General features: G+C 67.6%; 13 protein-coding genes. 3 read left to right on the top strand and 10 right to left on the bottom strand.

The genetic code is table 11. The features are described from left to right. Nucleotides 1-300: 300 nt before the first annotated feature. The 4 genes from ABIA73_RS05145 to ABIA73_RS05130 form a co-directional block, all read right to left on the bottom strand. Entirely contained in the window at nt 301-1,617 is a 1,317-nt protein-coding gene (locus ABIA73_RS05145; RefSeq protein ID WP_025878344.1) for an ABC transporter permease, read from the bottom strand. A 13-nt stretch (nt 1,618-1,630) separates the two neighbouring features. After that, entirely contained in the window at nt 1,631-2,788 is a 1,158-nt protein-coding gene (locus ABIA73_RS05140; protein ID WP_032978283.1) for an ABC transporter permease, read from the bottom strand. 14 nt (nt 2,789-2,802) lie between these two features. After that, complete coding sequence (locus ABIA73_RS05135) at nt 2,803-3,492, bottom strand: ABC transporter ATP-binding protein (protein ID WP_025878346.1); 690 nt, start codon at nt 3,490-3,492, stop codon at nt 2,803-2,805. Between the two features lie 117 nt (nt 3,493-3,609). Next, entirely contained in the window at nt 3,610-4,857 is a 1,248-nt protein-coding gene (locus ABIA73_RS05130; RefSeq protein WP_032978286.1) for an efflux RND transporter periplasmic adaptor subunit, read from the bottom strand. A gap of 202 nt (nt 4,858-5,059) precedes the next feature. Between ABIA73_RS05130 and ABIA73_RS05125 the strand changes: the two genes are divergently transcribed. From ABIA73_RS05125 to ABIA73_RS05115, 3 genes are read left to right on the top strand one after another with little or no spacing between them, the layout of a single operon-like run. After that, nucleotides 5,060-5,395 (top strand): ATP-binding cassette domain-containing protein, encoded by a 336-nt coding sequence (locus ABIA73_RS05125; protein WP_025878348.1) that lies wholly within the window; start codon nt 5,060-5,062, stop codon nt 5,393-5,395. A 6-nt stretch (nt 5,396-5,401) separates the two neighbouring features. Continuing rightward, nucleotides 5,402-6,616 carry a sensor histidine kinase gene (locus tag ABIA73_RS05120; protein ID WP_354275509.1) on the top strand — a complete coding sequence of 405 codons (1,215 nt, stop codon included), beginning with the start codon at nt 5,402-5,404 and terminating at the stop codon, nt 6,614-6,616. Then, nucleotides 6,613-7,215 (top strand): response regulator transcription factor, encoded by a 603-nt coding sequence (locus tag ABIA73_RS05115; protein ID WP_025878350.1) that lies wholly within the window; start codon nt 6,613-6,615, stop codon nt 7,213-7,215. Before ABIA73_RS05120 ends, ABIA73_RS05115 begins: the two co-directional genes overlap by 4 nt. 509 nt (nt 7,216-7,724) lie before the next feature. Here the strand turns inward: ABIA73_RS05115 and ABIA73_RS05110 are convergent. The 6 genes from ABIA73_RS05110 to ABIA73_RS05085 form a co-directional block, all read right to left on the bottom strand. Further along, nucleotides 7,725-8,261 (bottom strand): cytochrome b, encoded by a 537-nt coding sequence (locus ABIA73_RS05110; protein ID WP_354275508.1) that lies wholly within the window; start codon nt 8,259-8,261, stop codon nt 7,725-7,727. Further along, nucleotides 8,258-9,364 (bottom strand): catalase family peroxidase, encoded by a 1,107-nt coding sequence (locus tag ABIA73_RS05105; RefSeq protein ID WP_336023736.1) that lies wholly within the window; start codon nt 9,362-9,364, stop codon nt 8,258-8,260. Before ABIA73_RS05105 ends, ABIA73_RS05110 begins: the two co-directional genes overlap by 4 nt. A 168-nt stretch (nt 9,365-9,532) precedes the next feature. Beyond that, nucleotides 9,533-10,900, bottom strand: a complete 1,368-nt coding sequence (locus tag ABIA73_RS05100; protein WP_223497514.1) for a leucyl aminopeptidase family protein — start codon at nt 10,898-10,900, stop codon at nt 9,533-9,535. A gap of 3 nt (nt 10,901-10,903) precedes the next feature. Further along, nucleotides 10,904-11,632: an HAD family hydrolase gene (locus ABIA73_RS05095; RefSeq protein ID WP_025878355.1), complete on the bottom strand. Its 729-nt coding sequence runs from the start codon at nt 11,630-11,632 to the stop codon at nt 10,904-10,906. Nucleotides 11,633-11,694: 62 nt separating this feature from the next. After that, a complete protein-coding gene (locus ABIA73_RS05090; RefSeq protein ID WP_032978295.1) occupies nt 11,695-12,165 on the bottom strand; it encodes a hypothetical protein in 471 nt (156 codons plus the stop codon). A gap of 97 nt (nt 12,166-12,262) precedes the next feature. Then, complete coding sequence (locus ABIA73_RS05085) at nt 12,263-13,369, bottom strand: AI-2E family transporter (RefSeq protein WP_025878356.1); 1,107 nt, start codon at nt 13,367-13,369, stop codon at nt 12,263-12,265. Nucleotides 13,370-13,387 lie beyond the last annotated feature (18 nt).

Here is a 13,387-nt window from a genome sequence, read left to right as displayed (position 1 = left end):
GATGCGTTTGCGATGGGCAGAGGCACCGATAGCGGCGGTGTTTGCGCAATCTGTAATCGTTGTTGCGTGCGTACACGCATCCATCCACGCATGGCGTGGATCTACTGCAACAACGTCGGCGTCCACACCATGCGGATGGGCCGGTAGATCCACGCCATGCGTGGATGGGCCAGTAGATCCACGCCATGCGTGGATGGGCCACCAGTAGATCCACGCCATGCGTGGATGACGTGCAAAGAAAAAGGGACGGAGCCTTCGCTCCGTCCCCTGCGCAACGTCCACTCAATCAATGCGTGATGCTCAGGTCTCGCGCAGCGCCGTGGTGATCGGCAGGCGTGCCGCGCGCAGTGCCGGGAACAACCCGCCCACCAGGCCGATGCCCAGCGCCCACTTCAGCCCGCTCCACAGCAGTTCCGGCGATACATGGAACTTGAACACTACCGCGCTGAAGTTGCTGCCGATGGTGGACACGCTGTAGCCGTTGAACAGCAGCCATGCCACCGCGCAGCCAAGCAGTCCGCCGAGCAGGGCCAGCAGCATGGTTTCCAGCATCACCGCAGTCACCACCGGCAGGCCACGGAAGCCGATCGCACGCATGGTGGCGATCTCGCGTGCGCGCGTGGCCACGGCGGCATACATGGTGTTGAGCGCACCAAACACAGCGCCTACGGCCATGATGGTGCCGATCACCTTGCCGAGGATGTCGATCAGCTTGGTCAACCCGCCACCCTGCTTGCTGTAGTAGACGCGGGTGGTTTCCACGTCCAGCTTCAGGCGCGGATCGGCGGCCACGGCGGCCTTGAACTGCTCGAAGCCGGCCTTGCCGTCGGTACGCACGCTGATCGACTGCCAGGCACTGCGCTGGTAGGTGGTGGCCAGCGTGTCGGCGTCGGTCCACAGTTCCGAGTCATGCGCATCGCCGGTAGCGAACACGCCCACGACCGTCCAGGTCTGGTTGCCCAGGGTGAGCGTTTTGCCAACATCCATGTCGCGGAACTGGCTCCTGGCGCCCTGGCCGACCACGATCTCGCGCAGGCCGGCGGCGAACCGGCGGCCTTCGACGATCTTGACCTTGTCATGCACGGCCCACGCCTGCGGGCCGACACCGCGGAACTGCGCATTGACGTCGGTGCCATCGGCCTTGGACACCAGGTTGACCACCTGCGAGAGTTCCGGCGACAGCAGCGGCCGCCCCTGCGCATCGCGAGTGATGCCGGGCAGGGTGGACAGCGTCGGGACCTGTTCGCGGGTGATGACCGAGTTGGTCTCGGCCTGCGAACCGCCGCGCAGCACGATCGCGGTGGTGTCATCGCCGGTGTTGTTGAGCGTGGCCTGGAAGCCTTCGCCCATCGCCAGCATCGCGACCAGTACGCCGACCACGCCGGCGATGCCGACCACGATCACCGAGGAGGCACCCCAGCGTTGCGGCAGGCTGGCGATGCCGATGCGGGTGGCGGCCAGGGCCAGCCGGCCACTGCGGGTGAGCGCCAGCCACAGCCCCAGCAGCACCGCGATGGCAGCGACGCCGATCCACGGCAGGCTGATCCAAACCACCAGGCCAACGACCAGCAGCAGCACGGTCACCGCGTTCCCCAGCCACTTCTTGAGCTTGTTCATGTCGGTGTCCTCTTCAGCGGCCGGCGAGCGCGTCGACGATCTTCAGGCGCTTGGCGCGCAGTGCGGGCAGCAGCCCGACCACGATGCCGATCACCACGATCAGGACGATGCCCACCAGCCAGGTCGGCGTCGGTACGTGCGGCGGCAGCATGCCCATGCTCTTGGGGCTGATGGCCGGCAGGATCAGCGCCGCCAGGCCCATGCCGATCAGTCCACCGAGGCCGATCAGCAGCACCGATTCGACCATCACCAGGGTCAGCACCGTGCTGTCCTTGAAGCCCAGCGTCTTCAGCGTGGCCAGTTCCGGAACGCGCTCGCGCACCGCCTGGGCCATGGTGTTGCCGGTCAACAGCAGCAGGGTGAAGAACACCGCGCCCATGATCGAGGTGACGATCATGCCGATGTCGGCGAACTGTTTCACGAACGCCTGCTGGAACGCCGATTCGGTCTGGGTCTTGGTTTCGTGGTCGGAATTGGCCGAGATCGCATCGATGGCCTGCGCCACCCTCGACGACTGCTCCGGGTTGTCCAGCGTCACCGTGTACCAGCTCACCTGGTTCTTGATGTAGTCGTTGGACTCATCGAAGTACTTCCAGTTCATCATCAACTGGCGTTCTTCATTGGCCGCCAGTGCGCGATCCTTCGAGCGGTAGATGCCCTTCAGCTCCAGCGGCCAGTCGTTGCTGCCGCCACGCGGGAAGATGGTGGCCTGCAGCGGGATGGTGTCGCCGATCTTCCAGCCGAACTGCTTGGCCAGCGTCTCGCCGACGATCGCGCCGGTACGGGTCTGCTGCCAGTCCTGCAGCTGCGCCGGGTCGATCTGCAGCTCGCGGTAGACATCGAAGTAGTTGGGCGCCACCGAGAAGTTGGGGAAGAAGTTCTTCGGGTCCTGGTAGATGCCGCCGAACCACATGCCGTAGGTGACATCGCGCACGCCGCTGACCTGGCGGATCTGCGTTTCCAGGCGGATCGGCAGCGACTGGGTGATCGACAGGCGCGAAGCCACCACCAACCGGTTGGCACCTTCCACGCTGCCACCGGACGAGAACGCCACGCGCACCGAGTCGAGCATGCCGAACAGCAGGAACGCGGCCACCACCGACAGCAGGGTCAACAGGGTGCGGGTGCGGCTGCGGAACAGCTGCGCCCAGACCAACGAGAAGTATTTCATCGCTGTGGCCTCCGTCAGTGGGCCAGCGGCGCGTCGGCCAGCTCGCCCTTGTCCAGGTGCACCGTGTGGGTGGCGTACTCGGCTGCCTTCGGGTCATGGGTGACCATGATGATGGTCTTGCCGTGTTCGCGGTTGAGCTGCTGCAGCAGGCCCAGGATCTCTTCGGCGGACTGGCGGTCAAGATCGCCGGTAGGTTCGTCGCAGATCAGGAAGGTCGGGTCGGAGACGATCGCGCGGGCGATCGCCACGCGCTGCTGCTGGCCGCCGGACAGTTCGTTGGGGCGATGGCTGCGGCGGTCGGCCAGGCCGACCAGGGTCAGCGCGATCTCGGCATTGCGCTTGCGCTGCGCCGCGCTGAGGTGGGTCAGCAGCAACGGCAGTTCCACGTTCTTCTGCGCGGTCAGCATCGGCATCAGGTTGTAGAACTGGAACACGAAGCCGACATGGTGGCTGCGCCACGTCGACAGCTGGCCGCCGCTCATCTGGTCGATGCGCTCGCCTTCGATGCTGATCTCGCCGCCGGTGGGGTTGTCCAGGCCGCCGATCAGGTTGAGCAGGGTGGTCTTGCCGGAACCGGACGGGCCCATCAGCGCGACGAAATCGCCGCTGGCGATATCCAGATCGATGCCGTGCAGCACCTGCACCTTTTCGGGGCCACGCTGGTAGGTCTTGGTGATGTTGCGCAGTGAAACCAGGGTCGACATGGGTGGTTCTCCACGAAAGGCGGGAAACGGGGATGCGTCCCGGCCAACGGCCGGCACGCGTCGAACAGTGGTGCTTTCCAGCGGTACTGCCGGTGGCGCCATGCGGGCGCCGGGCCGTTACTGCGCTTGCTTCTGCTTGACCCTGGTGCCGTCGCGCAGGGTGTCCGGCGGGTTGACCACCACCGACTCCCCCGCGCTCACGCCCTTGAGGATCTGGCGGTCCTTGCCCATCGCCTGGCCCGCCTCGACCGTGCGCTGCTGCACACGGTTGTCATCGCCCAGTGCGAAGGCCACCGACGCGCCCTCACGCTCGACCACCGCAGTGGCCGGAACGCGCACGCCCTGTGGCTTGGCTTCGGTCTGCGGCTTGGCCTGTTCCAGGAAGCTGACCCGCACGCCCATCTCCGGCACGATGCGCGGATCTTTCACCTTCAGTGCGACCCGTACCTTCACCGTGGCCTTGCCGCGGTCAGCGGTGGGGACGATGGCGATCACCTCGGCCGGGATCTTCCAGTCCGGGTAAGCGTTGAGCGTGGCTTCCACCGGCATCTTCGGCTGCACGCGGCCGATGAAGGCTTCGCCGACCTCGACTTCGATCTCCAGCGATTCCATGTCGACGATGGTGCCGATGCCGGTACGGGTGAAGCCACCACCGGCCGACAGCGGCGAGACGATTTCGCCGGGCTGCGCGGCCTTGGCGGTGACCACGCCGGAGAACGGCGCGCGCACGATGTTGTTGTCCACGCCAAGGTCGGCGATGGACAGCTGGTCGTTGGCAACCTTGACGTTGCGTCGTGCGGTTTCCAGCTGCGCACGCAGGCTGTCACGCTGGGCCACGGCCTGGTCGTACTGCGAACGCGAGACCAGCTGCTGGCCGACCAGCGCCTGCAGGCGGCTGGCTTCAGCGGCGGCCTGCTTCTGCTGGGCTTCCAGGCCGACCACCTGGCTGCGTGCGGCCTGCAGCTGCGAGGCGTACAGGTTGCGCTGCGCGTCGGCATCGATCGGGTCCAGGGTGGCCATGATCTGCCCCTGTTCCACCCGCATGCCTTCTTCGATCATCACCTCGCGCACCTTGCCGGTGATCTTGGCCGACACCGTGGCCATGCGCCGGGCGACCACGTAGCCGCTGGCGTCGAGCACCGAGCTGCTGGCGCTGCCCTGCTGGATGGCCACCGCCGGCGCGGTGTCCACTTCCACGGTGGGCGCGCGGCCGAACAGTGCGAATGCACCACCGGCCAGCAGCACGATGATCACGGCCACGGCGATCCACAGCCAGCGGCGGCCACCACTGCCGCCACTGGAGGCGGGCGGCGGCGACTTGCGGTCGATACGGAGTTCCTTCAACAGCTCGGCAGAAGCGTTCATTCGTTCCATCACAGGCGTTCGGGCGGGTGTGACCGGAAGGGCAGGCAGCGGCGGTTCCGGCGGTGGAGCGTGCGGCACAGCATGAAGGCAGGTGCATCGGCGATGGCAGTGACAGCTGTCATCCGATGTCATTGACGGCGGCAACTGCGAAATGTGACCACGGCGGCACAGGATGGCAACGTCCCCGCTACCGGTACCGCCCATGGATACGATCGCTCCGTCGCTGGCCCGCCTGCAGCAGGTGCAGGTGCGTTACCGCGACCATACCGCCCTGCACGGCATCGACCTGCAGGTGCGCGCTGGCCAGGTACTGGCCCTGCTGGGCCGCAACGGTGCCGGCAAGAGTACCGCGATCAGCGTGCTGTTGGGCCTGCGCCGTGCCGACGCCGGCCAGGTCGAGCTGCTGGGCGGTGATCCGCAGCAGCGCGATCAGCGGCTCGGCCTCGGCGTGATGCTGCAGAGCACCAGCCTGCCGCCGATGCTGCAGGTGGATGAACTGGTGGCGCAGGCGTGTCGGCGCCTGCGCCGGGTCGGCTGAACTGGCATGATCGGCAGCGATCGTCCCCGCCTGGAATCTTCCGTGCCACCGAGCTGGCTTGCGTCCCTGCTGCGCCCTGCCCCGGATTCGGCGGTGGCCGAACTGCTGCGGCGTGGCAAGTCGCCCTGGAGTGGTGCGATCCACCTGCTGTGGTCGGTCTGGATCTTCCTCACCCCGGTGCTCGGGAATGGCTTCACGCTGCGCTGGCTGTTGCTGACGCTGGCCAGCTATCCGTTGTTCCTGCTGTTCTATGCCAGGGTGATGCTGGCGCCACGGCACCACGCCTGGCGCTACGCCCTGGGCATGATTGCGATGGCCCTGGTGCTGCTGCCGTGGTATCCGTCGGGACTGAGCTACTTCGTGTTCGGCTGCGTGATGATCCGCATGAGCAGCCGCGGCGGCTGGTGGGTGTACCTGTTGCAGCTCACTGGCCTGAATCTCCTGTTCTGCAGCACCGCGCTCTACTTCGGTTATCCGTGGCAGGCCATGGTGTGGATGCCGGCGGTGTCGTTCATTGTCGGGCTGGTGGTCAACGTGGAGGCCTTGAGCCATCAGCGCGACGTTGCCCTGCAGCTGTCCCAGGACGAGGTGCGGCGCCTGGCGACCACCGCCGAGCGCGAGCGCATCGGCCGTGATCTGCATGACCTGCTGGGGCATACGCTGTCATTGATCACGCTGAAGCTGGAACTGGCGCGCAAGCTGTACGACCGCGATGACGCGCGTGCCCGGCAGGAAATCGGCGAGGCCGAGGACATTGCCCGCGAGGCGCTGGCACAGGTACGCAGTGCGGTCACCGGCATCCGCGCCAGCGACCTGGCCGGCGAGCTGGCCTCGGCACGCCTGCTGCTGGAATGCCAACAGGTACACCTGCAGTACATGCCGCCGCCACCGATGCCAGTGGAGGTAGAGCGTGGGCTGGCACTGGTGCTGCGCGAGGCGGCGACCAACATCGTGCGCCACGCGCAGGCGACCCGGGTGCAGGCGGATTTCATGCTTGAGGACCGACAGTTGGTGATGCAGATACGCGATGACGGCCGTGGTGGCGTGCAGGCCGAGGGCAACGGACTGTGTGGCATGCGTGAGCGCGCAGCGGCGCTGGGTGGCCAGTTGACGCTGCAGTCGCCGCGCGGGGAAGGCACGCTGCTGACCGTGCGCGTGCCCCTGGTGGCCGCGACTACGCCGCTGTCGCCGGCATCGCTGGCACAGGGAGGTGCGGCATGATCCGCATACTGCTGGCCGAAGATCAGGCGATGGTGCGCGGCGCGCTCTCGGCGCTGCTGGGTCTGGAACCCGATATCGAAGTGCTTGGCAGTGCTGCCGACGGCGAAGCCGCCTGGCGCATGCTGCAGCAGCTGCAGCCGGACATCCTGGTCACCGACATTGAGATGCCGGGGCTGAGCGGGCTGGAACTGGCCCAGCGCATCGCCCGCCATGAACTGCCGATCAAGGTGGTGATCGTGACCACCTTCGCCCGTGCCGGTTTCCTGCGTCGCGCATTGGAAGCGGGCGTACTGGGCTATCTGCTGAAAGATGCACCGGCCGAGAACCTGGCCGAGGCACTGCGCAAGGTGAAGCAGGGCATCCGTGCGATCGATCCGCAGCTGGCGCTGGATGCGTGGTCGCAGGCCGACCCGCTGACCGATCGCGAGCGCCGCGTGCTGCGCCTGGCGGGCGAGGGCCGCACCGCCAGCGAGATCGCCGAGCAGCTGGGGCTGTCGCACGGCACGGTGCGCAATTACCTGTCCGAATGCATTGGCAAGCTGGGCGTGGCCAACCGGATCGAGGCGTACCGGCTGGCGCGGCAGAAGGGGTGGTTGTAGGGGGTGTCACTTTCTTTGCTCGTGCAAAGAAAGTAACCAAAGAAACACGCCGCCGGCCGCGAGCCGGTGCTGCGCACCGGTACCCTGCGCTTCTCGGTGAATCAGGGGACGGCGCCGAACTCGCTGCGCTCAGACATCGGCGCCTCTACGCCCCTGCTTCCCCTGCGATGCTCGGCTCGCTATAAGGCGGACCCAACGTCAAACGCCACACCTGCACCCAGTAGATCCACGCCATGCGTGGATGCTCTTCGCTTTGCTTTTCCAATCCGCCTTCAAGCGAGCCGAGCACCGCAGGTCCGGCGAGGGCGCAGAGGCGCGGGTGTCTGAGCGCAGCGAGTTCCGCGCCGTCCCTCGGCGGACCGAGGAGCACAGGGCACCGGCGTGCGAAGCACGCCGGCTCGCGGCTGGCGGCGCGTTTCTTTTGGTTACTTTTCTTTTCGCGCGAAAAGAAAAGTGACACCCCTCCGCAGTCGCGGAAATGACCAGCCGGGAACCCCCGGCGAACCCATTCAATCCTTCCCGCGTGCCATCGCCTGGAACACGCCATCGCGGCGCACCCACAGGTGGAACAGCGCCGCACCCACGTGCATCAGCACCGTGGCGAACAACACGTATGCCAGCAGGCTGTGCGCATTGCGCAGCGCGGCGTACAGCGCTGGCGTGTGCGGCACGATCGGCGGCAGGTGCAGGCCACCGCCCAGCACGATCGGGTAGCCGCCGGCCGACAGCATCGCCCAGCCGATCAGCGGCATCGCCAGCATCAACGCGTACAGCATCCAGTGCGAAGCCTTCGCCGCCAGCACCTGCCAGGCGGGAAGATCCGCTGGCAGCGGCGGTGGGCGGTGGCGCAGGCGGTTGTACAGGCGCAGCACCGCCAGCAGCAGGATGGCGATACCCAGCGGCCGGTGCAGGTCGATCAGCATGGGGCGCAGGTGCAGCGAGGCGACCATGGTCACGCCGATGAACAGCATGGCGATGATCATCAGCGCCATGGACCAGTGCAGCACCCGGGCGAGCAGGTTGAAGTAGCCGTTGCCGGTACTCATCGTGCTTCCCCCTTCGTCTGTGCCGCCGCACCGCTGGCGCGCTCGCGTTCGCGGCGGTTGAACGACTGCGAATACACCGCCGAGCGCGCAGCCAGGATCGGATCGTCGCTGCCGCGCACGCCGCTGGGCACGATCAGCGGATCGAAGTTGAGCTGGCCGCAGGCGCCTTCTTCCTGCGACTGCATGCGGTCGAGGCTGAGCACGCCCGCCACCACCTGTTCGCGTGATTCCGGCCACGGCACCGAGGGATCATCAATGGCATCGCCCGGCGCGGCCAGGCTGACCACCAGGTTCCAGCGCACCGGGCCGGTGGCCAGGCGCTGCTGCAGTTCCTGGCTGAGGAAATCGACATTGGCCTGCTTGCGCGCCTCCGCATCCATCTCCACCAGCGGCGCCTGCGGCTGCCAGCGCCAGCGCACCGCGCGTTTCTGCCCCTGCGCGTTGGTGAACCAGAAACTGTTGACGCTGTTGAAGGTGGTGTTGGCCCAGCTGCTGGTCCACGGTGCGCTCTTGGCCCACTGCTGGAAGGCCTGTGCGCTGGGGTACCTGGCCAGCACGGCCGCCATCTTCTGCGGGTCGGGCTTGCCGGTGGCCGGATCCGGAACCTGCGCGCGGGTCTGCTCGTAGAACGCCTCGGCGGTGGGCACGGCGAAGAACGGGAAGCTGTTCATCGCCATCCGCCATTCCTGCCCGTCATCGCCCACCAGCTGTACGGCGATGCTGCGCACGCGCGCGCTGCCATCGGCGCCGTGCGGATCGCCGCCGCCGATCGACAGCCGGCCCAGCACCGGAACCTTCGCCTGCGAGAACACCCGTGCGCTGGACAGCGTGGGCGCCTGTGCGCTGGGTTCGAACCAGCCGCTCACGCACACGCCTTTGCTGTGCGCGCGGCGGAAGCCGGGATGCGCAGGGCCGGTGGCCTCGATGGTGTCGGTGAAGCGCTGTGCGGTCAGCCGGTCGCGGCCGATCCAACCGGCCAGCCAGGCGAAGGCGAGGGCAACGATGCCCAGGATCAGTGCGATCAGCGCGATCCAGGGCAAGGGCGAATGCCGGCGCGGCGCGCCCGGCTCCTGGCCGGCGCGGGTGTAGCGGAAGAGCGACATGGTCGGAGTCCTGCCTTCACGGATGTGTGGGTGGGCGACCACACCATCCTCGCAGAACCCGGCCGGGGCCGAAATTCAATTTTTCGTCAGATTTGCAGGGTGATGCAGTGCCGACCAAGGTCGGCACCCACCGGCATGGGTAGCGCCGGGCCATGCCCGGCGGCTCCATCAGCCGTAACGTGCCTTCAGCATCGTCCACGCCGAACGCAGGGCCAGGGCTTCGCCACCGGCCGGGCGGCCCGGGCGCTCGCCATCGTTCCAGGCATACACGTCCAGATGTGCCCAGCGCTGTCCGTCTTCCAGGAAGCGTTCCAGGTACAGCGCGGCGGTGACCGAGCCGGCCATGCGCGAACCGGCGTTGGCCAGGTCGGCGATGCCGCTGCTCAGGTAACGCAGGTACGGGCGCCACAACGGCATGCGCCACACCGGGTCACGGGTGGCGTCGCCCGCCTGCAGCCACTGCTGGGCAACCGTGTCATCGTTGCTGAACAGCGCCGGCAGGTCCGGGCCCAGCGCGATGCGTGCCGCGCCGGTCAGCGTGGCGAAGTCCAGCACCAGGTCCGGCTTCTGCTCACCGGCGAACGTCAGCGCGTCGCACAGGATCACCCGGCCTTCGGCATCGGTGTTGTCGATCTCCACGCTCAGGCCCTTGCGGGTGGCGATCACTTCGCCCGGGCGGAAGGCATCCGGGCCGATCGCATTTTCCACCGCCGGTACCAGCAGGGTCAGGCGCACCGGCAGCTGCTGGGCCATCACCAGCCCGGCCAGCGCCAGCGCGTGTGCGGCGCCGCCCATGTCCTTCTTCATGTTGCGCATGCCATCGGCCGGCTTGATGTCCAGGCCGCCGGTATCGAAGCACACGCCCTTGCCGACCAGTGCCAGCGCCGGGTCGGTCTCCTTGCCCCAGCGCAGCACGATCAGCCGCGGCGCACGGTGCGAGGCACGGCCCACCGCATGGATGGCCGGGAAGTTCTGCGCCAGCAGTTCGTCGCCGGTGATGGCTTCCACCTGCGCGCCATGCGCTTCAGCCAGGGCACGCGCGGCGTCTTCCAGCTGCTGCGGGCCCATGTCTTCGGTCGGCGTGTTGACCCAGTCACGCACGCGCAGGCTGGCGGCGATCAGGTCGGCCACTTCGCCGGTCGGTGCAGCCACCAGCTGGGCCGGCGCGCGGTTGCGCTTGCGGTAGCGGTCGAAGCGGTAGCTGCCCAGGCCCCAGCCCAGCTGCAGCAGCGCCTGCTCGGCGGCCGGCAGTTCGCTGGCCAGCTGCCACACGCTGCCTTCCGGCAGGGCATGCGGTGCATGGGCGTAGCTGTAGGCATCGGCACGATCGCCGACGCCGATCACCGCGCCAGCCAGGCCATCGGCGCCGGGCAGCAGCGCAACCGAATGCGCGCCCGCAGTGAAGCCCTGCGACTTCAACCACGCCTGGGTGGCAGCGGATTGGCTGTTCTTCCACGCCTCGAACTGGCTGCGGTCCAGCACGTGCAGCGGCAGTGCGGCGGTGGTGTCGGCGGTGAAACCAGTGATCTCGCTCATGCGTCAGGTACTCCGGGATGCGTCAGCGTCGGCGGCGTCGAGGTTGGCATCGAGCCAATCGGCCAGGCCGGTGAGGGTGTCGAACTGCAGGTCAGGCTGCAGCTGCGGATGGTTCCAGGTGGCCGCTTCGCGGTTGATCCAGCAGCCGCGCAGGCCGGCAGCCATCGCGCCGGCCACGTCCATCTCGACGTGGTCGCCCACGTGCAGCACCTGCGCCGGGGCGACGCCCAGGCGGTCGCAGGCAGCGTGGAAAATGCTCGCTTCCGGCTTGGCTGCGCCATGCTCGCGCGCGCCCAGCTGGAAGCTGAAGTGATGGGCCAGGCCGATCCGTTCCAGATCGGCATTGCCGTTGCTCAACGCGGCCACCGGCACCCGCGCGGCGATACGCGCCAGTGCGTCCAGCGCATCGGGGTAGCACTCCACCTGGTTGCGCGCGGCGTAGAACACTTCATACGCCGGCTCCAGAAGATCCAGGCTGGCGCCACTGTTTTCCAGCGCCTCCTGGATCGTCAGCCGGCGCAGCGCGCTCAGGTCGAAATGCAGGTGTGGGTTGTCGCGGAACGAGCGCTCGCGCAGTTCGCGCATGGCCGCCACCGGATACATCGCGGCGGTGGCGGGGCTGTGTTCGCGCATCCAGTCGAACAGGACCTGGTCGATGCGGGCGCCGATCGGAGCGAACGGCCACAGCGTATCGTCGAGGTCGAGGGTGATGGCAAGGACAGGGAATTTCACCCCGCCATTCTACGCCTGCCCGCGCGGGCTTTCATGCGCGCGGCGGGCAGGCGCTGCCGCCGTCAGTGGCTGCGCAGGTCGTAGGAGCAGTACAGGACGGTCTGGCCATCGACGCGATCCACGCTCAGGTCATGCCTGCCCACTTCGCGCCGGTAGCCACCGGCCACCGGCGGCGGCATCTTCGCCAAGGCGGCGACCTTGCTGATTTCCGCGCTGCCGAAGTACGCCGTGTAACTGTCCACGCCATCCTCGCCGCTGGAGCCGTCGTAGGAGGTCACATGGGTCACCGGCAGGCCAAGCACCATCAGCGGCGAGGCCAGTGTGTAGCCGTCGTCGTACTCGTCCCTGGTCTTGGCCCCGGCGGGCATCAGCACCTTGGCCATGGCATCGAACTGTTCGGGCGTGAGATGGCGCTGGCAGGTGATGGCCTCCACCAGCTGGGTGCGGGCCACTTCCGCACTGGGCGGGGCCGCGGCGAAGGCGGGGGCGGCCAGGCAGGTCAGGGCGAGGCATCGACGCGCGAAAGAGAACATGGGGAGGGTTCCATCCTGGGAAAAAGCGGGCGCATATTCTGCCAGCCTTCGCCGTCCCACCGTTCCTCTCCCCGCACGCCCGTCGATGGAGCGCGCCTCACTCCAGCAGCCGCGCCCAGCCGTGCATGCCGTCCAGCCGTGCCAGCACCAGCTTGATGCAGACCAGCAGCGGCACCGCCAGCAGCAGGCCGATCATGCCCCAGGCCCAGCCGAACACCATCAGCGCCAGGATCAGCACCAGCGGTGACAGTTTCATCTGCCGGCCAAGCACGATCGGCGTCACCAGCTGCCCTTCCAGGGTATGCAGTGCCAGGTAGGCGGCCGCAGGCAGCAGTGCCTGCAGCGGGTCGCGGAACTCGACAAAGCCCATCAGCAGCATCAATGCGACGCCGAGCAGCGGGCCGACATAGGGCGCGAAATTCAGCAGCGCCGCCACGGTTCCCCACAGCAGCGCCTCCTGCAGCCCGATGCCCAGCAGCATCAGCACCCCGGCCAACAGCAGGCCGACCACCGTGTTGATCACGCTGATGGTCAATACGTAGCGCGACACCTCATGCTCGATCGAGCGCAGGATGTCACTGGTGAAACGCTGCTGCTGCCGGTTCGGGAACAGGGCGATCGCTGCACGCTGCAGGCTCTGGCCGTAGATCATGAAGAACAGCGTCAGCAGCACGACGGCCAGCACCGAGGCGGCCAGCCGCGGCGCACGGGTGAGCATCCGGTAGGGGTCGTCCAGCTGGGTGCGGATCACCTGCACCTTGCGGTTGCCGTCGCCGCCGGCCACGCGCGCGAAATTCTCTGCGGCCTGGTTGGCCTGCTGCACCGGCTTGGTCAGGTCCTGCACCTGGCGCGCAACCTTGCGCAGCTGCTGCGGTGCTTCCTGTGCCCAGTCCATCGCCGGGCCGATCAGCTGCACAGCCAACGCACCCGTCACGCCCAAGCCGGCGCCCAGCACCAGCAGGGCGCCGAGCGCGCGCGGAATCCACAGCTTCTGCAGCAGGCGCAGGATGGGGTTGCCGACCAGGGCGAAGAACATCGCCAGCAGGACCGGCAGGATGATGTCCTGCGCCGCCCACAGGGTGAACGCCACGGCCAGGGTCGCCAGGATCACCAGCGACATCGGGCCACGTGGGCGCGAGGGCGGCGGCAGGGGTGCGGACTCGTCCGGCGCAGGCGACGACGGGGACAACAGGGACTCGCTCATCGACGCACCGACCAGAAA

The organism is Stenotrophomonas sp. 2694 (genome assembly GCF_040548715.1).
Classification (GTDB): domain Bacteria; phylum Pseudomonadota; class Gammaproteobacteria; order Xanthomonadales; family Xanthomonadaceae; genus Stenotrophomonas; species Stenotrophomonas indicatrix.
The sequence above is the reverse complement of the archived record's forward strand: the minus strand, read 5'-3'. Positions and strand labels throughout refer to the sequence as shown.